Origin of the sequence: Streptomyces litmocidini (genome assembly GCF_014649755.1) — a bacterium.
Lineage (GTDB): Bacteria > Actinomycetota > Actinomycetes > Streptomycetales > Streptomycetaceae > Streptomyces > Streptomyces litmocidini.
On sequence record NZ_BMTQ01000013.1, the window covers coordinates 246259 to 270657 of the forward strand.

The 24399-nt window shown below is 71.5% G+C and carries 22 protein-coding genes and 1 tRNA gene; 17 read left to right on the plus strand and 6 right to left on the minus strand.

The window, feature by feature from the left end:
* The first annotated feature begins 146 nt into the window (after positions 1-146).
* The 5 genes from IE180_RS26230 to IE180_RS26250 are packed head-to-tail and all read left to right on the plus strand — an operon-like array spanning position 147 to position 4114.
* Positions 147-2132: an ATP-binding protein gene (locus IE180_RS26230; protein ID WP_190159411.1), complete on the plus strand. Its 1986-nt coding sequence runs from the start codon at positions 147-149 to the stop codon at positions 2130-2132.
* A 6-nt stretch (positions 2133-2138) separates the two neighbouring features.
* A complete protein-coding gene (locus tag IE180_RS26235; protein ID WP_190159412.1) occupies positions 2139-2573 on the plus strand; it encodes a roadblock/LC7 domain-containing protein in 435 nt (144 codons plus the stop codon).
* A gap of 2 nt (positions 2574-2575) precedes the next feature.
* A complete protein-coding gene (locus IE180_RS26240) occupies positions 2576-2947 on the plus strand; it encodes a DUF742 domain-containing protein (protein ID WP_189806647.1) in 372 nt (123 codons plus the stop codon).
* Complete coding sequence (locus IE180_RS26245; protein ID WP_190159413.1) at positions 2925-3548, plus strand: GTP-binding protein; 624 nt, start codon at positions 2925-2927, stop codon at positions 3546-3548. The genes IE180_RS26240 and IE180_RS26245 overlap by 23 nt, the downstream gene beginning before the upstream one ends.
* The gene (locus tag IE180_RS26250) at positions 3545-4114 is read left to right on the plus strand and encodes a GAF domain-containing protein (protein WP_190159414.1); all 570 of its coding nucleotides are present in this window, start codon (positions 3545-3547) and stop codon (positions 4112-4114) included. The genes IE180_RS26245 and IE180_RS26250 overlap by 4 nt, the downstream gene beginning before the upstream one ends.
* 77 nt (positions 4115-4191) lie before the next feature.
* Here IE180_RS26250 and IE180_RS26255 read toward each other — a convergent pair whose 3' ends face one another.
* On the minus strand, positions 4192-5400 hold the full coding sequence (locus IE180_RS26255) for an acyl-CoA dehydrogenase family protein (protein ID WP_190159415.1): 1209 nt from the start codon (positions 5398-5400) through the stop codon (positions 4192-4194).
* Positions 5401-5985: 585 nt separating this feature from the next.
* Here IE180_RS26255 and IE180_RS26260 point away from each other — a divergent pair.
* From IE180_RS26260 to IE180_RS26270, 3 genes are all read left to right on the plus strand, one after another.
* Positions 5986-6059, plus strand: a tRNA-Pro gene (locus tag IE180_RS26260).
* Between the two features lie 175 nt (positions 6060-6234).
* Entirely contained in the window at positions 6235-7575 is a 1341-nt protein-coding gene (locus tag IE180_RS26265; protein ID WP_229860877.1) for a hypothetical protein, read from the plus strand.
* A 56-nt stretch (positions 7576-7631) separates the two neighbouring features.
* Complete coding sequence (locus IE180_RS26270) at positions 7632-9050, plus strand: DUF2252 domain-containing protein (protein ID WP_190159416.1); 1419 nt, start codon at positions 7632-7634, stop codon at positions 9048-9050.
* 70 nt (positions 9051-9120) lie between these two features.
* Here IE180_RS26270 and IE180_RS26275 read toward each other — a convergent pair whose 3' ends face one another.
* From IE180_RS26275 to IE180_RS26290, 4 genes are all read right to left on the minus strand, one after another.
* Entirely contained in the window at positions 9121-9522 is a 402-nt protein-coding gene (locus tag IE180_RS26275) for an SHOCT domain-containing protein (RefSeq protein ID WP_190159417.1), read from the minus strand.
* Positions 9519-9854 (minus strand): carboxymuconolactone decarboxylase family protein, encoded by a 336-nt coding sequence (locus IE180_RS26280; protein ID WP_229860880.1) that lies wholly within the window; start codon positions 9852-9854, stop codon positions 9519-9521. Before IE180_RS26280 ends, IE180_RS26275 begins: the two co-directional genes overlap by 4 nt.
* Positions 9855-9928: 74 nt before the next feature.
* Positions 9929-12283, minus strand: coding sequence for an arylsulfatase (locus IE180_RS26285; RefSeq protein ID WP_190159419.1), 2355 nt, complete (start codon positions 12281-12283; stop codon positions 9929-9931).
* 135 nt (positions 12284-12418) lie between these two features.
* Complete coding sequence (locus IE180_RS26290; RefSeq protein ID WP_190159420.1) at positions 12419-13726, minus strand: cation:proton antiporter domain-containing protein; 1308 nt, start codon at positions 13724-13726, stop codon at positions 12419-12421.
* Between the two features lie 162 nt (positions 13727-13888).
* On the opposite strand from IE180_RS26290, the gene IE180_RS26295 reads away from it, so the two are divergent.
* The 5 genes from IE180_RS26295 to IE180_RS26315 all read left to right on the plus strand — a co-directional run bounded on the left by IE180_RS26295 (position 13889) and on the right by IE180_RS26315 (position 19683).
* Complete coding sequence (locus IE180_RS26295; RefSeq protein WP_190159421.1) at positions 13889-14290, plus strand: DUF7144 family membrane protein; 402 nt, start codon at positions 13889-13891, stop codon at positions 14288-14290.
* 579 nt (positions 14291-14869) lie between these two features.
* Positions 14870-16222 carry an anaerobic sulfatase maturase gene (locus tag IE180_RS26300; RefSeq protein WP_190159422.1) on the plus strand — a complete coding sequence of 451 codons (1353 nt, stop codon included), beginning with the start codon at positions 14870-14872 and terminating at the stop codon, positions 16220-16222.
* Between the two features lie 392 nt (positions 16223-16614).
* Entirely contained in the window at positions 16615-18003 is a 1389-nt protein-coding gene (gad, locus tag IE180_RS26305; RefSeq protein ID WP_373302823.1) for a glutamate decarboxylase, read from the plus strand.
* A 178-nt stretch (positions 18004-18181) separates the two neighbouring features.
* Positions 18182-19114, plus strand: a complete 933-nt coding sequence (locus IE180_RS26310) for a YhjD/YihY/BrkB family envelope integrity protein (RefSeq protein WP_190159423.1) — start codon at positions 18182-18184, stop codon at positions 19112-19114.
* Positions 19111-19683: a potassium channel family protein gene (locus tag IE180_RS26315; protein WP_190159424.1), complete on the plus strand. Its 573-nt coding sequence runs from the start codon at positions 19111-19113 to the stop codon at positions 19681-19683. The genes IE180_RS26310 and IE180_RS26315 overlap by 4 nt, the downstream gene beginning before the upstream one ends.
* Before the next feature lie 136 nt (positions 19684-19819).
* On the opposite strand, the gene IE180_RS26320 is transcribed toward IE180_RS26315, so the two are convergent.
* Complete coding sequence (locus tag IE180_RS26320) at positions 19820-21082, minus strand: PP2C family protein-serine/threonine phosphatase (RefSeq protein ID WP_190159425.1); 1263 nt, start codon at positions 21080-21082, stop codon at positions 19820-19822.
* 522 nt (positions 21083-21604) lie between these two features.
* Here IE180_RS26320 and IE180_RS26325 point away from each other — a divergent pair.
* The 4 genes from IE180_RS26325 (at position 21605) to IE180_RS26340 (ending at position 24266) form a co-directional block, all read left to right on the plus strand.
* Complete coding sequence (locus IE180_RS26325; RefSeq protein ID WP_190159426.1) at positions 21605-22051, plus strand: subtilase-type protease inhibitor; 447 nt, start codon at positions 21605-21607, stop codon at positions 22049-22051.
* 555 nt (positions 22052-22606) lie between these two features.
* The gene (locus IE180_RS26330) at positions 22607-22735 is read left to right on the plus strand and encodes a hypothetical protein (RefSeq protein WP_190159427.1); all 129 of its coding nucleotides are present in this window, start codon (positions 22607-22609) and stop codon (positions 22733-22735) included.
* A 50-nt stretch (positions 22736-22785) separates the two neighbouring features.
* Positions 22786-23541, plus strand: a complete 756-nt coding sequence (locus IE180_RS26335) for an SDR family oxidoreductase (protein ID WP_190159428.1) — start codon at positions 22786-22788, stop codon at positions 23539-23541.
* Positions 23538-24266, plus strand: coding sequence for an HAD family hydrolase (locus IE180_RS26340; RefSeq protein WP_190159429.1), 729 nt, complete (start codon positions 23538-23540; stop codon positions 24264-24266). The genes IE180_RS26335 and IE180_RS26340 overlap by 4 nt, the downstream gene beginning before the upstream one ends.
* Positions 24267-24399: the final 133 nt, after the last annotated feature.

The window sequence follows — 24399 nt, forward strand, 5'->3', positions numbered from 1 at the left end:
CACATGAACGGTTGACGACTACAGTGTGTGGCTGATGATCATCGGTAGGCTCATCGAACGTCTGTAGAACACCTCCCCCCGTACACCCCCTGCAGAACACACACTCCCGCAGTACGCCGACTCCTGGGCACGTACCAAGGACACTCATGTCTCAACTTCGCGCACCCGCCTCGCGGTCCGAACGACGCGAGGGCGGGCGGCACGGCCGGCCAGGCGCCCGCTCCGCCACCGGTACCCACAGCAACCCCCCGGCGCAGGCCTCCGCACCGCTCCCCGCCGAAGCCCGCATACGCCCCCAACTCCTGCGCACCTCCGTACTTCCCGCCGTCGCGGTGGCCCTGGGCGGCGCGGCGGCCGTCCTCTTCACCATCCGGTCCACGGGAGCCAGCCCGAGTCCCGGCCTCTGGGCCGCGCTCACCGGCGCCGCCGCCCTCACCATCGCCTCCGTGACGGCCGCCGCGCTCGGCGCCGACCGGGCGGCCAAGGCCGTCCTCGACCGCTGCAACTCCCTGCGCCGCACCAGCGCCCGGGGGCAGAGCGAACTCCGGGCGGTCGTCGAGCAGCTGCGCAGGGGAGAGGCCCCGCCGGCACGGCCGGCGCAGCCGACCGCCCCCGCCTCCGGCGACGAGTTCGACCTCCTCTCGCACGAGTTGACGCGCTCGCACGAAGCCGCCGTGGCGGCCGTCGTGCAGGCCTCCCGGCTCTCCAGCAGCGTCGGCAACGAACAGAAGGTCGAGGTCTTCGTCAACCTCGCCCGGCGCCTGCAGTCCCTGGTCCACCGCGAGATCCAGCTCCTCGACGAGCTGGAGAACGAGGTCGAGGACCCGGAACTGCTCAAGGGCCTGTTCCACGTCGACCACCTGGCCACCCGCATCCGCCGCCACGCCGAGAACCTCGCCGTGCTCGGCGGCGCCATCTCCCGCCGCCAGTGGTCGAACCCGGTCACCATGACCGAGGTGCTGCGCTCCTCCATCGCCGAGGTCGAGCAGTACCCGCGCGTGAAGCTCGTGCCCCCGATCGACGGTACGCTCCGGGGCCATGCCGTGGCCGACGTCATCCACCTCCTCGCCGAACTCGTCGAGAACGCGACGCTGTTCTCCGCACCGCACACCACGGTGCTGCTGCGCGCCCAGTACGTCACGGCGGGCCTCGCGATCGAGGTCGAGGACCGGGGCCTGGGCATGCCCGTCACCGAGCAGAACAAGATGAACGCCCTGCTCGCCGACCCCGACCAGGTCAACGTCGCGCACCTGCTCCAGGACGGCCGCATCGGACTCTTCGTCGTCTCGGCGCTCGCCCGCCGGCACGGCATCGCCGTGCGCCTCCAGTCCAACATCTACGGCGGTGTGCAGGCCGTCCTCGTCCTCCCGCAGGGCCTCCTCGGCTCCGACCCCGAGGGCCTCGCGCAGCACGAGCGCCAGACCGCCGCGACCGCCGGCTCCGCGGCGATCCCGCCCGACCAGGTGCAGATGCAGCCGCAGGCCCGGCCCGCGGCCGCCGTCACGGCGCAGGCCCCGGGCCACGCCCCGGTCCAGCCCCCGGCCCCCGTGCCCGGCCACGTCCCGGCCCAGAGCCAGGCCCCCCTGCCGCACCAGACGCCGGCCCCGGTCGCGCCGCAGGCCACGGGCCATGCCGCCGGCCACGCCCAGGCGCCCGCGCCGTCCGGTGCGAACGGGACGGCGGCTCCCACCGCTCCCGTACCGCAGTCCGCACCCGCACCCTCGCCCACCCCGGAGCGGGCCGCCGTCCGTCACGAGGAGGCCCCCGTGCCCGGCTCGCACCCGTACCTCCGTACGAGCGAGCGGTCGGGCGGGTACGGAGACACCGGTCCCGCCCCCGCGATGCCGGACGGGCCGGTCGGCGCCGGGTCCGCCGGACCGCCGGACCACCTGCTCTCACCGCTCCCCCCGGCCCCCCGCGCCGAGGCCGACGGCAGGCCCCTGCTCCCCAAGAGGCGTGCGCAGGAGCACCTCGTCCCGCAGCTGCGGGACGAGCCCGTGGTCCGGAAGACCGAGGAGCACGCCCTGCACGACCCGGGTCTGATGGCCGCGTTCCAGCGCGGCATCGGCCTCGCCGAATCCCAGCCCGCCCCCCACGAATCGCAGCGTCCCGGCGACGCGCACAAGGAGTAGATCACCATGGCGAGCAATGTGCCGACCGGCCATTCCTCGGACCTCGACTGGCTGCTCAGCGGACTGGTCCAGCGGGTCCCGTACACCCGCAACGCCGTCCTGCTCTCCTCCGACGGTCTCGTGAAATCCGTGCACGGCCTCGACCCCGACGCCGCCGACCACATGGCGGCCCTCGCCTCCGGGCTGTACTCGCTCGGCCGCAGCGCGGGCGCCCGCTTCGGTGACGGCGGAGAGGTCCGCCAGGTGGTCGTGGAGCTCGACTCCACCCTCCTGTTCGTCTCCACCGCGGGCTCCGGCACGTGCCTGGCCGTCCTCGCCGGGCGGGAGGCGGACGCCGCCGTCCTCGGCTACGAGATGGCGATGCTCGTCAAGAGCGTCCGGCCGTACCTGGTCACCCCCGCCAGGCAGGCCGCCGGCGTGGTCGGCGGGCGCGGGCAGTAGACGTGACGTCCCATCAGGAAGGACCCTGGCTCGACGACGCGGCCGGGCGGCTGATCCGCCCGTACACCGTGAGCGGCGGCCGGACCAAGCCCACCACCGCCCTGGACCTGCTGTCCATGGTGATGGCGACCGGTTCGACCCCCCAGGCTCACATGGGTCCCGAGCACAGCCTGGCCCTCGGGCTGTGCGACGGGCCCACCTCGGTGGCCGAGATCGCGGCGCACTTACGGCTTCCGGCCGTCGTGACCAAGGTCCTGCTCTCCGACCTCGTGGACTGCGGGGCGCTGACCGCCCGGGCGCCCCGCTTCCACGCCAATCCCACCGACCGTTCCTTGCTGGAGGCAGTGCTCGATGGCCTACGACAACGGCTCTGAGCGCCACGACGGTTTCGCGACCGATCCCTTTCCCACCGCGCTGAAGATCCTGGTGGCGGGCGGATTCGGCGTCGGCAAGACGACCCTCGTGGGCGCGGTCAGCGAGATCGAACCGCTGAGCACCGAGGAACTGCTCACCTCGGTCAGCGCGGCCACCGACAGCCTGGAGGGCGTGGAGTCCAAGACGACCACCACCGTCGCCATGGACTTCGGCCGCATCACGCTCGACGACCGCCACGTCCTGTACCTCTTCGGCACCCCGGGCCAGGAGCGCTTCTGGTTCATGTGGGACGAACTCTCCGAGGGTGCGCTCGGGGCGGTCGTCCTGGCCGACACCCGCAGGCTCCAGGAGTGCTTCTCCGCCGTGGACTTCTTCGAGCGGCGGGGCATCCAGTTCATCGTGGCGGTCAACGAGTTCGACGGCGCCCATCGCTACGAACCGGACGAGGTACGGACCGCCCTCGACCTCAAGCCGGAGGTGCCGGTCGTCAACTGCGACGCCCGGATCTCCAGCTCCGGCATCCGCACCCTGCTGACCCTCGTCCAGCATCTGCTCACCACCATTCCGGACACCGTGCCGAGCTACGGAGCCACGCCATGACCTACGACCCGACCGGTCACCTCCTGCTGACCCCCATCGACAAGGAGGCGCCCGCCCGCGTGCAGCGGCTGCGCGAACTCGGTCTCGGGGAGCGGCCGGACCCGGCGTTCGACGACTTCGCCCACCGGCTCGCCGAGGTGACCGGCGCCCCGTTCTCGATGGTCAACTTCATCGACGAGAACCGGCAGTTCTTCGCGGGGCTGCACACCCCCGAGGGCACCCACTCCGGCAGCGACCTGGGCGCGGCCGCCGCGGGCGGTGGTGTCGGCCGCTTCATGGCCCGCGACCACGGCTACTGCCCGCACGTCGTGGTGCGGCGCAAGGCGCTCGTCCTGGAGGACGTCTGCGACTACCCGCGCTTCGCGGGCAACCCGGTCGTGGACGAGATCGGCATCCGGTCCTACATGGGGGCGCCGCTGATCGACCGCACCGGTGTCGCCCTGGGCACCATCTGCGTGGTCGACACCGACGTCCGGCCGTGGGGGCGTGCCGGTCTGGAGACGATCAAGTCGATGGCGATGGAGCTCATGGAGCAGATCCACCGCCGTGAGGACGGCAGGTACTGACCGTCACCGTCCGACGACAGCCGGGGGCCCCGGTACGGCCGCTGCCGTACCGGGGCCCCCGGCCCGTGGGGGTGGGATCAGACGTGCAGGAACTCCGGCTCCGGAGTGCGGACCAGTTCGGACAGGCGCTCCGACCAGCTGCCCTTGTCCTGGCCGAGGGCGACCTCGGCCAGCCGCAGCAGCTGGATGTCGGAGGTGCCGGCCGGGGCGAAGATGTGGTGGGCGTCCCGGAGGTAGCGCTCGATGGCCCGGTCCGTGAAGAGGCCGGCGGCGGCGTGGATCTCCATGGCGTTGCGACCGGAGTCGATCGCCGACTCGACGTTGACGAGCTTGGCGTTCATCAGCTCGGTGTCGCAGGAGAGCCCCTGGTCGAGCAGGTGCACGGCGTGGTACGCGGCCAGCCGGGCGGTCATCAGCCGGGACTGCATCTGCCCCAGCTTCAGCTTGACCGTGGGCAGGTCGTGGAGCGGCTTGCCGTAGCGGATGCGCTCGGAGGCGAAGCGCGTGGTCTCCTCCAGGATCGCCTGGTGGATGCCGAGCGAGACGGCGGTGAGGTTGGCCCGTCCGTACAGCACGCTGGAGGAGTACGCGACGGCGAGCCCGTCGCCCTCGTCGCCGAGCCGGTTGGCGGCCGGCACCCGGCAGTTCTCGAAGATCAGCTCGCCGAAGCTGAAGCCGTGGAGGCCCATCGCCTGCTGCTGGGGACCGGTCCTGAACCCCGGGCGGTCGGATTCGACCAGGAATGCGGTGAGTCCCTTCGAGCCCGGACCGGTCCTGACCACGACGCCGTGCAGATCGCCGACGTGGCTGTTGCCCACGTAGACCTTGCTGCCGTTGAGGACGTAGTCGTCGCCGTCCCGGACCGCGCTGGCGCTCATGCCGAGGACGTGACCGCCGGACTCGGGCTCGGTGACCGCGATGGTCGGCAGGCAGGCGCCGGCGGCGATCTCCGGGAGCCAGGTCTTGCGCTGCTCGTCGCTGCCGAAGTGGACGATCTTGGCGGTGCCCAGCTGGGAGGCCTGGACCATGGCGCCCATGGCGCCGCTGACCCGGGAGAGCTCCTCGATGATGATCGTCTTGGCCAGGTGGCCGGCGCCCATGCCGCCGTACTCCTGGCTGATTGTCGCGCCCAGCCAGCCCTGCTCTGCGATCATGCGGGACAGCTCGTGGTGGACCGTCCGGGACTCCTCCATCTCGGCTATCCGGGGCCGGACCTCACGCTCCGCGAAGTCACGGACCGTCTTCCTGAGCTCATGATGCAGTCGGCTGCTGAAGTAGCTGTCCATCCGAGTCCTCACCTGCGAAATGCCTGCTCGGCGGTTTGTCCGAACAGGTGGAGCATCGGCAGTGGTCCCGTCCCGAACAGGCCGACCCATTCATGGTGTTGATCTTTCCAGAACGGATCAATATCGCCATGAAGTTTGTCCGAAACAGGAGCGGTTGACGATCGAATCTGACTGTGTTTCGTGTGGTCTTGGCCCTCTCGACCGGGTCCGGGCCTCTTTCTCCATGGGCGTCTTTCCGCCATGCATCCATGGAGGCGAGGATGGGGACACAACGTGATGAAAGCGCCCGTACCATCCCGTCGGCCCCTTCCTCGCGGGATGGGAGACATTCCGGAACACCTCCCTCCCTCCCTCCGTCCGGGCGGCATCCCTCCTCGCCCCTCGGCTCCTCCTCCCGCCCCGCCGGAACGGACGCGCGGGCGCGCGCCGAGGCGCGGAGGCGCAGAGGAGCGTCACGGAGAGTGACACCCCTTCACCGGTGCGCACCCGCCCGGGCGTCCGGAAAGGCGTGCGTGACCACCGGGGAAAGTGCGGTATTGTTCTCATGCGCGTTCGGCCAGGGGAAACCCCAGGTCAGACGGGTATCGGGACGTGGCGCAGCTTGGTAGCGCACTTGACTGGGGGTCAAGGGGTCGCAGGTTCAAATCCTGTCGTCCCGACTCGAAAGAGTCGCAGATCAGGGGCCGTTTCAGAGCAATCTGGAACGGCCCCTGACCGTTTTGGTGACGACGTCGCCCCCGCCATCGGGGCACCGCCGTCGCGCCCCGGTACGCCGTTCACCCGCCTGGTTCGCCCGGGTCGCGGGCCGTACGCCGTACGGATCTGCTGGTGGCCATGAGCGACAACGGTGACGAGCGGCTCTCGGCCACGGAGCGCAGCGAGCTGGCCGATCTGCGACAGCGGGTGAACGCCCTGGAGGGTGCCGGGCCGGCACGTCCCCCACGTCATCACCCGTTCCGCTCGCTCGGCTCGGTCGTGCTGATCCTTTTCGCCGCGCTGTTGTCGCTGCTGTCCGTCGTCGCGGTGTGGGCGAACAGCATTGTCGAGGACACGGACCGCTACGTCGCCACCGTCGGACCGCTGGCGAGCGATCCCGACGTGCAGCAGGCGGTCACCAACCGGGTCACCGACGCGGTGCTGGCGCAGGTCGACGTGGACGCCTTGGTCAAGCAACTGACGGACGCCGCAGCAGAGAAGGGCGCCCCGCCACGGGTGTCCAAGCTGCTGGGCGACCTGGACACCCCGATCGCGAACGGTCTCAAGCAACTGGTGCACAACACGGTGGAGCGGGTGGTCACCAGCAGTGCCTTCCAGACGGTCTGGGTGGACGCCAACCGCAGGGCGCACACGGCGCTGGACAAAGCACTGACGGGCCGATCCGACAGCGCGGTCGAGCTGAAGAACAACCAGGTCGTCATCGACCTCGGTCCGATCGTCGCCCAGGTGAAGGACCAGCTGGTCGACGCAGGCTTCGCACCCGCTGCGAAGATCCCGGCCGTCCACACGGACTTCGTGGTGTTCGCGTCGCAGGATGTCGGCAAGATCAAGACCTACGTGAGGGTGCTGGAGATCCTCGGCGGCTGGCTGCCCGTCATCGCGCTGCTGGTCGCGGCCGCCGGGGTGTACGTGGCGTTCAACCGCAGGCATGCGCTCATCGGGGCCGCGCTGGCCGTCTTCGTCGCCATGCTGGTTCTCGGGATCGGCCTCACCGTCGCCCGTGACGTCTACCTCGACCACCTGCCCCCCGGGGCGTCCCAGGCCGCGGCGGGAACCGTGTACGACGCCCTGGTGAAGTTCCTGAGGGCCGGTGTGCGGGCGCTCGCCGCGGTCGCCCTCTTCACCGCCGTCGGCGCCTTCCTCGCGGGCCCGTCCCGTATCGCCGTCCTCACGCGCACCGGCTGCCGCAGAAGCATCGGCGCCCTGCGCGACGTGACGACGTCGGCGGGGCTTCGTCTCGGCGCGGTCGGGCGGTTCGTCCATCGTTTCAAGCGCTGGATCGGGGTGGCCATCCTGGTGGTCGCCGCGGTCGTGCTGTTCACCTGGAGCTACCCGACGACGGCGGTCGTGGTGTGGACCGCGGTGATCGTCCTGGTGGGCTTCGCGATCCGCGAATTCCTGGACGACCGCGGCCCCGCACCGGAGGCACCGCCCCGGGCCGGTGCCGCCGCCCCCTGACCCCGTTCGCCACGAGTGCCCCGCCGAGCCACGTGTCCGTCCCTGGAGCCGCTGGTATGACCGAGAACCACCCGGACGGCCGCGAGTTGCGGCACTACACCGCACGGGAGCGGGCCGCGCTGGGCAAGGAGGCGCGGGCCGCCGTGCCCCGCTCCAGCCACGCCGAGTTCTCGCCGGGTCCCGAGCGGCCGGATCCGTTGGGGATCATCGAGCGGCAGTCGGCGACGCGGCTGCCCGAGCTCGTGCCGATCCGCTACGGAAGGATGTCCGAGTCGCCGTTCCGGTTCTACCGGGGGGCCGCCGCCATCATGGCGTCGGACCTCGCGAACACACCGAGGACGGGGCTCCGGGCCCAGCTGTGCGGCGACGCCCACATGTTGAACTTCCGGCTGCTGGCCTCGCCCGAGCGCCGGCTCATGTTCGACATCAACGACTTCGACGAGACGCTGCCGGGCCCCTGGGAGTGGGACGTCAAGCGCCTGGCCTCCAGTCTCGTCATCGCAGGCCGGGCGAACGGCTTCAGCACCAAGGAGCGGGCCGGGATCGTACGGGCCACCGTGCGCTCCTACCGCGAGAGCATGCGGGCCTTCGCCGGCATGGGCAACCTGGCCGTCTGGTACGCCCAGTTCGACGAGGCATGGGTACGGGGCCGGTTCGGATCGGGCCTGTCCGCGCGGGGCCGTGAACGCTGGGCGCAGGCGGTCACCAAGGCACGTTCGCACGACACCCTCCAGGTCTTCGACAAGCTCACCCGTGTCGTCGACGGCGAGCGCCGGATCACACCCGATCCGCCGCTCATCACTCCTCTGGAGGACCTGCTGCCGGACGAGTCGCGCGGGCGGCTGGAGCAGCAGATCACCCGGCTGATCGAGCGTTACGGCAGGACCCTTCAGTCCGACCGGAGGTTCCTGCTGGAGCAGTACCGGGTGGCCGACATGGCACGCAAGGTCGTGGGGGTCGGCAGCGTGGGCACCCGCTGCTGGATCGTGCTCCTGCTGGGCCGGGACGGCGAGGACCCCCTGTTCCTCCAGGCCAAGGAGGCCGACGAGTCCGTACTGGCGCCCCACGTGGGGGCCAGCACGTACCTGACGCAGGGCGAGCGGGTCGTCTCCGGGCAGCGGCTGATGCAGGCCACCAGCGACATCTTCCTGGGCTGGGAGCGGGTCGACGGGATCGACGGGCGGCGCCGGGACTTCTACGTGAGGCAGTTGCGGGACTGGAAGTGGGTGGCGGTGGCCGAGGACATGGTGCCGCGGGGCATGCGCACGTTCGGCGCCCTGTGCGGCGCGACGCTGGCCCGCGCCCACGCCAGGTCCGGTGACCGCATCGCCATCGCCTCCTATCTGGGCGGCGGCGACGCGTTCGACCGGGCGCTGGTGACGTTCGCCGAGCGGTACGCCGACCAGAACGAACGGGATCACCAGGCGCTCGTCGAGGCCGTCGAAGCCGGACGGCTGCCCGCTGAGGCCGCCTGATCCTGAGGAGGCGTCACATGGTGCTGCGCCGACCGCTGCGAGCAGCCGGCGCGGCGCCACGTCCCGGCGGTCAGTGGAGGATCTTCTCCTTGGCCCGCTGGAACTCGGTGTCGGTGATGTCGCCCTTGGCGCGCATCTCGGAGAGCTTGGCGAGTTGATCGGCCTCGCTCCCGGACCCGGTGCCGGCGGTCTCGCGGACGTAGTCGTCGAAGGCCTGCTGCCGGGCTTGGGCGTGCTTCACCTCGCGCTTGCCCATGCCCTTGCCCCGGGCCAGGACGTAGACGAACACGCCGAGGAAGGGGACCAGGACCACGAAGACGAGCCATCCGGTCTTGCCGCCCCCACCGAGGGTGTCGTCCCGGAAGACGTCGCCGATGACCCGGAAGAGCAGGATGATCCACAGGATCCACAGGAAGATCCACATGACCGTCCAGAACGCTCCGAGGACGGGGTAGTCGTAGGCCAGAATCATGTCACCGCTCCTTCTTCCTCGCCTCCGCCGGGCAACAGGCGCAGCCCGAACGCTTCGTCGATGCCGCCGGCGGCGGTCACCACGCGGGCGGTGCCGACGACGGGGGCGATGGCCACGAGGGTGCCCCGGATCTTCTCCGGGGGGACGCCGATGTCGTCGGCGGCGCCGACGTTGAGCAGGTACGAGGCGGGGGACGCGCCCATGGCCACCAGCGCCGCGATGCGGGTCAGCAGATACGTCTCGGGGTCCAGACCGGATCGTTCGAACGCGTTGAGCGTCATCTGGACCAGGGTGTCGAGTAGGGGGGTCTCGGACTCGTCGGGGATGTTCACGGCACCTGCCCCTTGCGTTGGTTCCGCCATGTTCCGGCTCCGTCCGTCCGGTTCCGTGTGTGGGCGTTGTCCTGTCAGTCGAGCATGAACCAGCCGCGTACCTGGGCTTCGTGGTCGACGTAGCGTTCGCCGGAGACGTCGACGACGACCTTGTCGATCGTGCCTCCGGTGAACGGGAAGGGCCCTTGGTAGTCGGGTGTGACCGGTGAGGCGTCGTCGCGGCCCACGCAGATCCCGTCCCCGACGGCGCAGAAGGCGCCGGGCTGGGTGGTGATGTCCTGGCTGCCCACCTCCTGGTCGTCGATGTAGAGGGTGAGCGTCCCCGCGGCACCCGGCATGGCCGGGTCGCTGCTGCGTCCGTTCGCCGCGAATTCGGCCGTGAGCACGTGCTTGCCCGGCGGGATCTCCCGGTCCGCGTGCACGACCTGGAGGGTGGTGCCGACCCAGTTGTACGCGTAGTGCAGACGGTGGTCCTTGACGTAGAGGCTGTGACCGCCCGCCACGCCGCCGTGGGCGTACAGAACGCCCTCGGCTTCGGCCGACTCGACGTCCACTCCCGCCGCTATCGCGTACGACCGGCCGTTGGTCACGACGCCGGACTGTTCGGGCACCGCCGCGGAGCCCGGGAAGTACACGTAGCGGTCGCGTTCGGGGCTTCCGTGCGGGCGCTCGGCCAGTACCTGTTCCAGGGCGGTGCGGTCGTCGAGCGGTAGCCCGTTGTAGATGCCCGCGTAGTAGTACCAGAGGCTCTTGAGGGTCTCCAGCCGTTCCGGTTCCCGGGCGGCCAGGTCCGTCGACTGCGCGCGGTCGGTGGTGAGGTCGTAGAGCTCCCACACGTCGTTCGCGAAGTTGCCCCAGCCGCTCAGCGGCGGGTGAACCGTGCAGGCCAGCCATCCTTCGTGGTACAAGGACCGCTGTCCGAGCATCGTGTAGAACTGGGTCCGCCGTCCCGGCGCGTCGGGGTCGGTGAGCGAAGCTTTGAAGCTCTCGCCCTCGATGGGGTTCTGCGGGTAGCCCTTGATCACTTCGGGCGGCTCGATGCCGAGCAGGTCGTAGAGGGTGGGCACGACGTCGACCGCGTGGACGTACTGCCGGCGCACCTCGCCCCGGGCCTCGATTCCCGCAGGCCAGGCGACCAGGCACATGTCGGCCACGCCGCCCTCGTAACCGGCCCAGCGCTTCCAGTACGGGAACGGCGTGTCGAACGCCCAGGCCCAGCCGGTGTTGTAGTGGTTGTACGAGGTCGGGCCGCCGAGCTCGTCGATGTGTTCCAGGGACAGTGCGGTCGGCGTGTCCATGCCGTTGAAGAACCGCCACTCGTTGAACGTCCCGTTCGGGCCGCCCTCACCGCTCGCCCCGTTGTCGGAGACGGCCACGATGATCGTGTTGTCGAGCTCGCCGGCGGACTCCAGGAAGTCGAGCACCCGGCCCAGCTGGTCGTCGCTGTACGAGACGTATCCGGCGAAGACCTCGGCCATGCGGATGAACAGCCGTCGCTCGTCGGCGCTGAGGTCGTCCCAGGGCCGGACGGTGTCGAGCACCGGCCACAGCTGGCCGTCCGGGCCGGTCACGGCGGGCTCCCCGTGCGGATTGATCGCGGAGAGCCCGGTGTCCTCCGGCAGCAGGCCCAGGTCCTTCTGACGTCGCAGGATCCCGGGCCGGATCGCCTCGTACCCTTCGTCGAACACGCCCTCGTACCGGTCGGCCCACTCCTTGAAGACGTGGTGCGGCGCGTGGGCGGCGTCGAGGGAGAGGTACATGAAGAACGGCTTGTCGGGGTCGACCGCCCTGGCGTCGCGGATGAACTCGATGGCCCTGTCGGAGAAGTCCTTGGCGATGTGGTAGCCCTCTTCGGGCGTGGCCGGCGGGTCGACCGGGTGGTTGTCGTGGATCAGGTCCGGGTACCAGCAGCTCGACTCGCCGCCGAGGAAGCCGTAGAACCGCTCGAAGCCGCGTCCCAGGGGCCAGCGGCCCTTGTACGCGGCCATGTTGGTCTCGTCGCCGGGGGTGAGGTGCCACTTGCCGATGCAGTAGGTGTTGTAGCCGCGTTCGCCCAGCACCTCCGAGATGAAGCCGTTCTCGAACGGGATGCGGGTGGAGATGCCGGGGAAACCGGAGCCGAACTCGGCGATCGTCGCCATCCCGTTCGACGTCGCGTTCCTGCCGGTCAGCAGCGAGGCCCTGGTCGGGGAGCACAACGCGGTGGTGTGGAAGTTCGAGTAGCGCACCCCCATGTCGGCGATCCGCGACATCGCCGGCGTCCTCACCGGACCGCCGAAACAGTCCATCGTCCCGTAGCCGACGTCGTCCCACGCGATCACCAGCACGTTCGGAGCGTTCTCGGGCGCCTTCGGGGCGAGGTAGGGCGCCCAGTCCGGCTCTGCGTCACGGATGTCGAGGGCGATCTTCCCTTTGAACGGCTTGGCCATGACGGTTCTCCTCGCTGCCCCGAGTTCTGCACCGGCGCAACTTCCACCATCACCAGGGACGGCCCGTTCCGCCTCACCCGTTTCGGGTGACAGGCTCCTGGAGCACCACACCGTCCGTGGAGCAGGCGTACGGCGTCATCGAGCGGTGATGCGTCGCCGGGCGGCCTCGGGAACGGGGGCGCCCTCACGCAGCTCCTTGCCTCCGGCCGTGGTCCGCTCGATCCAGCGGCCGTACCGGTCGGCGAGGGCGATGGCCGAGACGCCGTGCAGGAGGACGCTCAGGCCGACGGTGACCGCGACCACCCTGCCCAGGAGCCCCGTACCGTGGACGTGCTCCTCCAGAACGAGCAGCCCCAGCACGACGGACGCCAGACCGCGCGGCCCGAACCACCCGATGTAGACCACCGTGGGCAGCCGGAGCCCGCTGCCGGCGAGTGCGACGGCCACCGGCAGCATCCGGACGACGGTGAGGCTGAGTAGCGCGTAGCCGACGATCCGCCAGCTCAGGTCCTCCAGCGTCGGACCGAGGAGTACCGCGCCGAAGACGAGCAGGCTGACCGAGGCCAGAAGGGCGCCGAGGTGCTCGGTGAAGTCCGCGGTGCGGCCGGACCCCTCCTGCGGACCGACAGCCGCCCCGGTGGTCCGGGAGCGGCGCAGGGCGAGACCGAAGGAGAATCCAGCGACCCAGGCGGCGATGAAGCCGCTGCCGTCCACCACGACGGCCAGCGTGTACGCCGCCGCGGCCGCCGCCGGGACGAAGAGCTGCGCCCACTCCCGCGAGACCCACCCCCGGGCCTGTGCCGCTCCCAGCAGCCGGCCCCCGCCCGCGCCGACCAGGAGGCCCAGCACCGCGCTCAGCACGAGCGCGCGCCAGAACACGCCCGCCGCCCCCTCCTCGGCGGCGGACGTGCCCGGAATGCCGGCCAGGAAGAGCACGAAGAAGGGCAGCACCATGCCGTCGTTCAGTCCGCTCTCCACGTTGAGTCCGTTCCGTACGAGCGCCGGGACCCGTGGACTCGTCATGGCCGTCTTGCCGAGGGCCGCGTCCGTCGGAGCCAGGACGGCGCCGACCAGGGCGAGCTCCCAGACGGTCAGGCCGGGCAGCAGGGGCCATGCCAGCAGCCAGCCCGCACCGATGGTCAACGGCAGTCCGATGCCGAGCAGGCGGCCCGGCAGGAAACCGCCCGACCGCAGGTCCCGCGGGCGCACGGTCATGGCGTCGGTGAACAGGATCAGGGCGAGGGCGGCCTCGAGCAGGGTGAGGATCGGGCCTGCGTCGCGCTCGAAATCGATGACGTCGAGCACGGCGGGTCCCAGGAGCACCCCGCAGCCGACGAACACCATCGCCGAGGACACCGGTGTCGAGGCGAGCCGTCGCGAGCCGAGCGCGTACGCGGCGGTGACGCCCGCCACCGCCACACCGGTCCAGGTTTCACCGCTCATCTCCGGACCCTCTCCGTCCGTGGGCCTTCAGCGCACCAGTGATCCGGCCCGCCGACATCACCCGTCGCGGGTGATCACAGGTCCCCGGCCGCCTCCGCATGCTCGAAGGAGCAGTGGAGCAGCGCTCGGCGCTGCGTCGTACCGACGAAGTGAGGAAGACCCATGGCCAAGCTCCACCATCACTCGGACGCGGCCGAGGGGGCGGCAGGCGGACTGACGACGCTCGCCGCCGTCCTGCTGTTCATCGCCGGCGTCCTGGACGTCCTGCGGGGCATCATGGCGATCGCCGATGACGACGTCTACGTGTCCACGCCCAACTACCTCTTCAAGTTCGACCTGACCAGCTGGGGCTGGATCCAGCTGATCCTCGGCGTGATCGCCCTGCTCGTCAGCTTCGGCCTCTTCGCCCGCGCCACGTGGGCCCGGGTCGTCGGCGTCGGCATCGCGGGACTGCTGATCATCGCGAACTTCCTGTCGATCCCGTACTACCCGTTCTGGTCGATCATCCTGATCGCGCTGTACGCCTTCGTCATCTGGGCCCTGTGCGTCGTGCGGCGGGACTGACGGGGGTGCCGGGACGGTCTCCCGCGGTGAGGGGAGGTGAAGGGCCTGCTCGTCGCACTGCTCGCCGTCCTCGGTGTCGACCTTCTGGGTCCTCGTGGCGTTCCTGGTGGTCATGCTCGGCCGGCGTCGGTGGCTCGCCCGTCGGCCGGGCGTGTTCCGGGGCGCCGCGCGGCTCGTGGAGGGCGAGGCCGAGGGGTTCCGGAGGCGGTGGCGGTCCGGATACGGCCGGTGGGCCCAGGACGTCTTCGTCCGGACCCCCGCGCCGCTGGTGCTACGCAGCGCGCCGGTGCCCGTGGACGCCGTGAGCGCCACACGCCCCCTCGGCCCCGAGGAAGTGCGGCGCCCACGCCACCCGGCCTCCGCGACCAGGCTGACCGGCCCCGGGCGCTGCTCGAAGTCGCCGTGCGTGAGCAGGATGAGCCGCCGGCGTGCCGGCGGCCGGTCGCGGATCCGACCGGGACGGCGCGCCCACCCCGCGACCACCTCTGACCACGGTGCCCGACGGCGTACGAGGGAATCTCCCCGCGTCACCCGAGGCGAGTGACGCGCTCACGCGGGCATGCGTCCCATCCTGGGCGGATGAGCACCGTGAAGCCGCCCGATCCGACCGTACGGCGCCGGCCGTTCCACCTCCTGGCCAAGCCGGCCGGGGCGATCTGCAACCTGGACTGCACCTACTGCTTCTTCCTGTCCAAGGAGCTGCTCTACGAAGGCAGCAGGTTCCGCATGGCGGACGAACTGCTGGACGCCTACATCCGGCAGCTGATCGAGGCGCACGGTCCGGCGCCCGAGGTCACCGTGGCCTGGCAGGGCGGTGAACCGACCCTGATGGGCCTCGACTTCTTCCGCCGGTCCCTGGAGTACGAGCGGCGGTACGCCCGTCCCGGCCGGCGGATCGTCAACACCATCCAGACCAACGGCACGCTCATCGACGCCGAATGGGCCCGGTTCTTCCGCGACAACGACTTCCTCGTCGGCCTGTCGATCGACGGCCCCCGCGAGCTCCACGACGCCTACCGGGTCGACAAGGGCGGCAAGCCCACCTTCGACCGCGTCATGAGCGGGCTCGGGCAGCTGCGCGCGCACGGCGTGCGGTGGAACGCGCTCACCACGCTGCATGACGCCAACGCCGGGCACGGCCGCGAGGTCTACGCCTTCCTGCGCGACGAATGCGGCGCCGAGCACATGCAGTTCATCCCGATCGTGGAACGCACCACCGCGGACGGGCTGCCGTCGGCCGACGCCGGCTGGGGCGCCCGCGCCGAGGACCGGCCCCTGTACCGGCAGGAGGGCGACCACGTCACCGGCCGGTCGGTCACGGCGGAGCAGTACGGCCGGTTCCTCATCGACGTCTTCGAGGACTGGGTCCGCCACGACGTCGGCCGCGTGTACGTCCAGATGTTCGACGTGGCCCTGGCCAACTGGTACGGCGAGCCGCCCTCCCTGTGCGTGCACTCCGAGACGTGCGGCAGCGCCCTCGCCCTGGAGCACAACGGGGACCTGTACTCCTGCGACCACTTCGTCGAGCCCGGCCACCTGCTCGGCAACATCGGCGACCGGCACATGCTGGAGCTCGTCGACTCGCCGCAGCAACGGAAGTTCGGCCGGGACAAGCACGACGGCCTGCCCCGGTACTGCCTCGACTGCGACGTCCGCTTCGCCTGCCACGGCGGCTGCCCCAAGGACCGCTTCGACACCGCTCCGGACGGCGAGCCCGGCCTCAACCACCTGTGCGCCGGCTTCAAGTCCTTCTTCCACCACGTCGACCCTCCGATGCGCACCATGACCGGGCTGCTGCGCCAGGGGCAGGCCCCCGCCCTGATCATGCGCCAGTACGCGGACGCCGACGCCCGCCGGCCGCACAATTCGCCCTGTCCGTGCGCGGGGGGACGCAAGTGGGCCCGCTGTCACGGCAGGCCCGTGCGCCGGTGATCCACGTCAGGGGGGCCCGCGCGTCTCCACCACGTGGAGGCCCGGCGACCGGAACCGCGCGAGCAGACCGTACGGATGTGCCTCATCGGGTCCCCCCGGGGGGCGTGAACCGGGCGGCGAGAACAGGGCCGCCGTGCGGCGTCGGGCCCCGGGAGCGCCGTCGCGGGCAGAGCCGCGGGATTCGGACCTGACACCTTCCGCCTCGGCAGAGGCACCCGAAGAGTCGAACCGGTCGCCGTCCGTCCCCGCCGCGACGACGCCGCAGCGGAGGGCTGCCCGGCGGGCCCGAGGGCCACCGGGTCGCGCTCGGATGGCGTACGTGTTCATGCCGCGCGCCTGGCCGGGTCCGTAATGTCTGGTTCGAGTCCGAGAAATGACACGTGAGGTGACTGGTGGCGCTGCACAATGCTCAGGAGCCGGCGGCCGATCCCGCCGTCGACATCTTCGCCTCGCCGCTGAGCGAGCGTCCGCTGCCCAAGCGGGCCATGCCGGAGTTCCCCGCCCCACCGCCCGTGGTCTTCCAGCTGCTGCGCAACGAACTGCTGCTGGACGGCAACGCCGCGCAGAATCTCGCCACCTTCTGCACGACCTGGGCGGACGACGAGGTCCGCCGCCTGATGGACCTGTGCCTCGACAAGAACATCGTCGACAAGGACGAGTACCCGCAGACCGCGGAGATCGAGTCGCGCTGCGTGAACATCCTCGCCGACCTCTGGCACGCCCCGGCCGGCGCCGACGAGGCCAACGCGGTCGGCTGCTCGACCACCGGCTCCAGCGAGGCGGCCATGCTCTGCGGCCTCGCCCTCAAGTGGCGCTGGCGGGACCGGCGGCGCGCGGCCGGACAGCCGGCGGAACGTCCGAACCTGGTGTGCGGGCCGGTGCAGGTGTGCTGGGAGAAGTTCGCCCGGTACTTCGACGTGGAGCTGCGGCAGGTGCCGGTGGAGCCCGGGGCGACGGGTCTTCAGCCGCACCAGCTGCGGGAGTACGTCGACGAGAACACCATCGGCGTGGTCGCGATCCTCGGGGTGACCTACACCTGCACGTACGAGCCGGTCGCGGAGATCGCCGCCGAGCTGGACCGGTTGCAGGCGGAGACCGGCCTCGACGTACCGCTGCACGTCGACGCGGCGTCGGGCGGGTTCATCGCGCCGTTCCTCCAGCCCGACCTGGTGTGGGACTTCCGGCTGCCGCGGGTCGCCTCCATCAACGCCTCCGGCCACAAGTACGGGATGGCCCCGCTCGGCGTCGGGTGGGCACTGTGGCGCGACCAGGCCGCACTGCCCGACGACCTGGTCTTCCACGTCGACTACCTCGGCGGCGACATGCCCACCCTCGCCCTGAACTTCTCCCGCCCCGGCGGCCAGGTCGTCACCCAGTACTTCATGTTCCTGCGGCTGGGGCGAGAGGGCTACCGCCGGGTCTACCAGGCCTGCTCCGACACCGCCCGGCACTTCGCCCGGCAGGTCGCGGAGATGGGCCCCTTCACCCTGCTGTACGACGGAGCGGGGGCGCTGCCGGCCGTCTCCTACACGCTCACCGACCCGGACTCGGTCGGCTGGAGCCTGTACGACCTCTCCGACCTGCTGAGGATGCGCGGCTGGCAGGTGCCGTCGTACCCGCTGCCGCCCGACCGGCAGGAGACCGTCATCCAACGCGTCCTCGTCCGCCACGGCGTCGACCGCGACGAGCTCGAGCTCCTCGCCGACGACATGCGCCGCGCCATCAAACAGCTCGACGAGGGCCGCCCGCGCGACAAGGACCGTGTCGGGTTCCATCACTGACGGGAAAACCGCCGGATGCCCCCCGGGGGCATCCGGCCGCCGCGAGGGTGGCGGGCGCGAGAGACGATCGAGGTAGGGCGTACGCCGCCGGCGGTGTGACCGCCGGGTGCCGGGTCCCGGATCCGCGCGCCCGAGCCGGTCGCCGGCCTCCAGGTGAACGCGTCACCGGGAGAGGGACATGAATTCGTCGAGCAGAACTCCGAAGGGCGAGGGGGACGAGCCGGGGGCGCGGTCGTCGGAGGCCGCAGGCCCCCGCCCGTCGGACGGTCCGTCCACGGCCCCGCGCGGCGCGGGCCGGGTGCGCCGGACGGCCGACTGGGGCAGGGCGAAGTACAGCGGGTCGTGGGCCGATTCCCTGTGGCAGCGGCTGGACGCGGTGGACTTCATCAGCCAGGCCATGGTGCTGGCCGCCACGCTGCTGCTGTGCGTGGTGCCGTTCTTCCTGATCGTGACGGCTCTGGCCGGGCGGTCGGCGGCGTCGACGCTGTCGCATCGCATGGGCCTCGACGAACAGGCGGCGGCCGACGTCGGAAAGCTGTTCGCCTCTTCCTCCGCCATTTCCGCCGCGGTGACCGGGCTGTCCTGGGTGTTCTTCGTCCTGGCCGGGGTGGCCGGGGTGAAGGCGGTCCAGCAGTTGTACCAGCGGGTGTTCGACGTACGGACCAGGGGCGCGGCGGACTCGGTGCGCGCCCTCGTGTGGCTGGCGCTGGTCGTGGGCACGGTGTTCGCGGTCTCCGCGGCGGGGCCGGGGCTGCGCGGAACCGGTCCGGTACTGTTCTGGATCGCGCACACCGTGCTCAGCATCGGTTTCTTCTGGTTCTCGATGTGGTTCCTGCTGGCCGGGAGGATCACCTGGCGCGGCCTGTTGCCGTGCGCGGTCGCCACCGGCGCCTGCTGGACGGGCATGATGGCGGTGTTCTCGGTGATCTTCTCCGGCCTGATCGTCAGCTACGACGAGCGATACGGTCTGATCGGGACCGTGTTCGCGCTGATGTCCTTCTTCATCGCGATCGGGGTGGTCCTGGTCCTGGGAGCGGCACTCGGTCTGGTGTGGACGGAGCACGGCCTGTCGTTCCGGTCCGCCCTGGGCGAGGTGCGGCGCAGGTCATGACGGACCGCGCCACGACCGCACGAGGCGCCCGGCCCGCGCCCGGGCTCTCCTCCGGCAGGATCGCGTGGATGGTGCTGAGGGCGGTGGCGTCGGTCGCCGTGCTGCTGGCCCTCTACTACGCCCTTCCCCTGGACCGCACCTCCACGCGGTCCGCCATCACGATCCTGGTCGCCGGGCTGGCCGCGTTCGTCGTGCTGGTCGGTCTCCAGATCCGGACGATCATCCGGTCGCCGATCCCGGTCGTCCGCGCGGTCGAGGCCCTGGCCCTCAGCGTGCCGTTCTTCCTGCTGTTGTTCGCCGCCTCCTACGTCGTCCTGGCCGCGCTGTCGCCGGTCAACTTCGGCGGGCGTCTGACGCACACCGACGGTCTGTACTTCGCCGTCACCGTGTTCGCCACCGTCGGCTTCGGCGACATCACCGCCAAGTCCCAGACGGCGCGGCTGGTGGTGACCGGGCAGATGGTCGCCAACCTGATCGTTCTCGGTCTCGCGATCCGGCTCGTCGTGGCCGCCGTCCGGCACCGCCGGCGGCAGCAGGGCCTGCCCCGGCCCCCGAGTGGGGGACCGTGAACCGCGCAGACCGGACTGCCCGACGAGGCCGGGCCGTCCGTCGCCCGCCCGCGTCCCGCCGCCGGCACGGCCGGATTCCCGGCCGTGCCCCGGCGGACGGGCGCCGACCGGGTCCTCGGCTTCGCCGCCGGACGGGTCACAGGCGGATGATGACCAGCGCCGTGTCGTCGGTGTTGCCGCCGGGCGGGAGGAGGTCGGCCAGGAGTGCGTCGGCCAGGGCCTCGGAGTCGGCCGCCCCGTGACGGACGAGGGAGCCGGCGAGGCGGCCCAGGCCCACGTCGATGTCCTCGTCACGGCGCTCGATCAGCCCATCGGTGTACATGACCAAGGTGGCGCCCTCGGTGAAGGGCGCACTGGCCTGTGGCCGGGGGACGTGTTCGGGGCGGGCGCCGAGCGGCGGATCGGTCGCCCGGTCGAGGAAGGTCACGGTGCCGTCGGGGTGGAGCAGAGCGGGCGGTGGATGGCCGGCGCTGCTGTACGTGAGGGTGTGGGTGTCCCAGTCGACGAATGCCTTCACCACCGTGGTCGACTCGGCCCCGTCGACATGGCGGGCGTACAGGCCCAGGGCTTCCAGGGCCCGGGCCGGGCCGTCGGCGACACGGGCGGCCGCGCTCAGCGCACTGCGCAGCTGTCCCATCACGCAGGCGGCACCGAGGCCGTGGCCGACGACGTCGCCGACGGCGACCGCGATGCGGTCTCCGGGCAGGTCGACCAGGTCGTACCAGTCCCCGCACACGTTCAGGGCGCCGACGGCGGGCCGGTAGCGCACGGCCACCCGATGGTTCCTGAGGGGCGTCGGGGCGGGCAGCATCGCCTCCTGCAGAGCCAGGGCGACCTCGCGCTCGCGCGCATGAGCACGGCGCAGACGTTCGTTGACCTCCTGCAGCTCCCGGGCACGGGTGTAGAGTTCCGCCTCCAGGACGCGGGCCCGGCTGCCCTCGTTGGCCGTGCCGCGGGCGCGGCTGTCGTGGTCGCCCGTGTCGCCCCGGGCGCGAATGAGTTCGGTGACCTCCTCCACCCGGTGGACGATCAGCACCACCCTTCCGTCCGGGCCCAGTACGGGGGCGTTGACGGGGCTCCAGAAGTGTTCCACCCAGTGGCCGGGCCGGCCGGGATCCTCGATGTCGTAGCGCAGCAGTGCCATGGTGTCCCGCTCCCCGGTGGCCACCACGCGCAGCATCGACGCCTCGGTCTCCCTCCTGCCCGCCGCGGCCGGGTCGTCGGGGTTCCCGGGGAAGACGTCGAAGATGTACCGGCCCAGCAATTCCTCGCGCGTGCGTCCGGCCAGGCGCAGGAAGTCCTCGTTGGCGTCCGCGTACACCAGGTCCGGCGTGAGCAGAGCCACCATTCCGGGCAGGGCCTGGAACACCGCCGCATAGTCGATCTGCGGTTTCCTCATACACTGCCCACCTCGGTGCCGACCGTCACTGTGCTCCACGATAGGAGTGGAGCCGCCGAGGACCCGAGCCACTGCCCCCCGTGGACCCCTGCCGGTCACCTGGATGGCCCCGCATCGCGTACGGGGCCCGGGCGTGCCGCAGTGCCTCCCGCGTGTCCGGGGTGGCGGCGCGGGCCTGCCGGGGCCCGGCTGGACCGTGCCGGGGTCCTGGATTCCGGACGATCGCGGGCGGGTGCGGGCGGTCACGTTCCGAACCATTTCGGCGACGGCCCAGGTCAGCGGATTGTTCGAGGTTGGACCGCCTGTGGCGTCCGCGCCCGGCAGGCGGGGCGCAGTACCGGAACACCACCTCTCAACTGGCCGAACGACCAGTCGGTAGGGGGCTGTCGAGGGCGCGGCCGGAAAGGTGCGACCGCGTGTGCGATCACCCTCCGCGTCGACAAGACTCCGTTGCGAAGCCGATCGGCTCGCATCGCACCCGCCATCCCGATCATCCGAGTCATCCCAGGAAGGGACATTTCCGTGCGTTACTTCCGTGCCCTTGGCGCCACCGCCTTCGCCACCGCGACCGGCCTCGCGCTCGTCGGCACCGCCTTCACCGGCACCGGCACCGCCGAGGCGGCGCCCGCGAGCCTCTACGCGCCGTCGGCGCTCGTCCTCACCATGAGTGAGGGCGCGCACCCGGCGACCGACACCGTCGTCCGCGCGGTCACCCTGAACTGCGCCCCCCTGCCGTCCGGCAGTCACCCCGCGCCGGAAGCGGCCTGCGGGGAACTGGCCTCCGCGGGAGGCGACTTCGCGAGCCTGACCGGCTCGCGGGAGGGCCACCCCTGTACGCACGAGTGGAACCCGGTCACGATCACCGGTGACGGCGTCTGGCAGGGCCGGCGCGTCACCTGGTCGGCGACCTACGGCAACCCGTGTGAACTGCGGGCCCGCACGGCGGACAGTACGGTCTTCGCTTTCTGACGGGACCTCAGGTCCGGTTTCCCTCAGGGCCTCAGGGCCTCAGGGCCTCAGGGCCTCAGGGCCTCGGACTCCCGGCCCCGCGGATGCGGTTCGAGGCGTCCATGCGCCGCGGCGCGCTCCGCGGGGACCGTCGGAGCCCGCTGCGCTTCGTCGACCCCGGGCCTGGCTCCGGCGACGGTGGAGGCGGCGGCTGCTGCCCGTCGCCGCACGGTTCCGCCCCATGCCCGCCGGGCCGGACGCCCCGGCTCGCCGGCGGCCCCACGCCGAACGGGATCGGCGTCGGCGACAGTGTCGGCGCCGGCTCCGTCGGCGAAGGCCCTGCCGGGGCCGTGCCGCCCCCGCCCCGGCGGCTGTTGACTACCGCCCCTTGCCCGTTGCACAGTGGGCCCACCCTGAGTAAGCAACCGCTTAGCATGTGGACGGAGGCCTCCGTGCCCGAGCTCGACCCGCGCGGGATCACCCCGGTCACGCGCCCGCGCGGCACCGTGACCGCCGACGGCGCCCGCCGCTCGACGCCGCCGCGCTGAAGAGCCCCGGCCCCGCCGGCCGTTCGACATGACCGGCGCCCGCGTCACCACCGTCCTCACCACCCCGCTCCAGCGGCACGACAAGCGGTCCGGCGTCGAGCTCACGGGTGCGGGCGGCGGCGTGGGCACGGCCGTGACCGCCGAGCGTCCGGGCTGAGCACGTCGCTGAGCACGTCCGCATCGAGATCGAGAAGGAGCACGGAAGGCATGAAGCGTTTCGAGGGAAAGACGGCGATCGTCACCGGTGCCAGCCGCGGCATCGGCCTGGCCATCGCCGAGCGGCTCGTCGCCGAGGGGGCCCGGGTCGTCATCACCGGCCGCACCAAGGACACGCTCGACCGGGCGGTCGCCGGCCTCGGCGGTCCCGCGCACGCCCTGGGCGTCGCCGGCAAGGCCGACGACCAGGCACACCAGGCCGACACCGTCCGCCAGGCGATCGAGGCGTTCGGCAGCGTGGACCTGCTGGTGAACAACACCGGCATCAACCCGGTGTACGGTCCGATGATCGAGCTCGACCTGGCGGCCGGCCGCAAGATCGTCGAGATCAACTGCCTCGCCGCGCTCTCCTGGATCCAGACGGTCCACGGCGCGTGGATGAAGGAGCACGGCGGCGCCGTCGTCAACGTCTCCTCGGTCTCCGGCGTCCAGCCGGCGCCCATGATCGGCATGTACGGCGCCAGCAAGGCGATGCTGATCTCGATGACCGAGCTCCTGGCCGTCGAACTGGGCCCGGACATCCGGGTCAACGCGGTCGCCCCGGCCGTCGTCAAGACGAAGTTCGCCACCGCCCTGTACGAGGGCCGTGAGGAACAGCTCGCGGCCCGCTACCCGCTCAAGCGGCTGGGGGAGCCCGAGGACATCGGCGGGGTCGTCGCCTTCCTGCTCTCCGAGGACGCCGCCTGGCTCACCGGCCAGACCGTCGTCGTCGACGGGGGCGTCACGCGCGTCGCGGCAGGCGAATGACCGGCGCCGGCACCCCGCCCACCGCACGGGTCGAGGCCGTCGTCCTCGACTACGGCGGCGTGCTCACCGGGCCCGTGAAGGAGTCGATCGCGGCCTGGATCGAAGCCGACGGCATCGACCCGGCGTCGTTCTCCCGGACCCTCAAGGCCTGGATGTCCCGCGGCGCGCCCGCAGGCACCCCGATCCACCGCCTGGAGACCGGAGAGCTGACCGTCGAGGAGTTCGACGCCCTCCTCGCCGCGCAGCTCACCATGGTCGACGGCCGGCCGGTCGATCCGGTCGGCGTGCTCTCCCGGCTCTTCGCCGGGATGCGGCCCGACCCGGAGATGTTCGCGCTCGTCGAGGAGTTGCGCGCGCTCGGCCTCCGGGTCGCCCTGCTGTCCAACAGCTGGGGCAACACCTACCCGCGCGAGCGGCTCGACGCGCTGCTCGATCCCGTCGTCGTCTCCGGCGAGGTCGGTCTGCGCAAGCCGGCGGCCCCGATCTACGAGCTGACCCTCGCGCGCCTCGGCGTCGCCGCCGGGAACGCGGTCTTCGTCGACGACGCCGAGCCCAACGTGCTCGGCGCGCGAGCCGTCGGGATGCGGGCCCACCTGCACGTCGACGCCTCCTCCACCCGCGCGGCCCTCGCCGCGCTCGTCCCGGGGCTGCGCCCCACCCCGGACGGGCCCCCGCGTGCCCACCCCGAGGACGTCGGACCGACCGCCCCGAGGGCGCTCGACTGACCGCCCCGAGGATGTTCGGCGGCACCGCCGAACCGGCGAAGGCGATGTCCGGCCGCCCCCGGCCGGCTTCGCCCTCCCCGGCTTCGCCTTCCCCGGCTTCGCCTTCCCCGGCTTCGCCTTCCCCGGCTTCGCC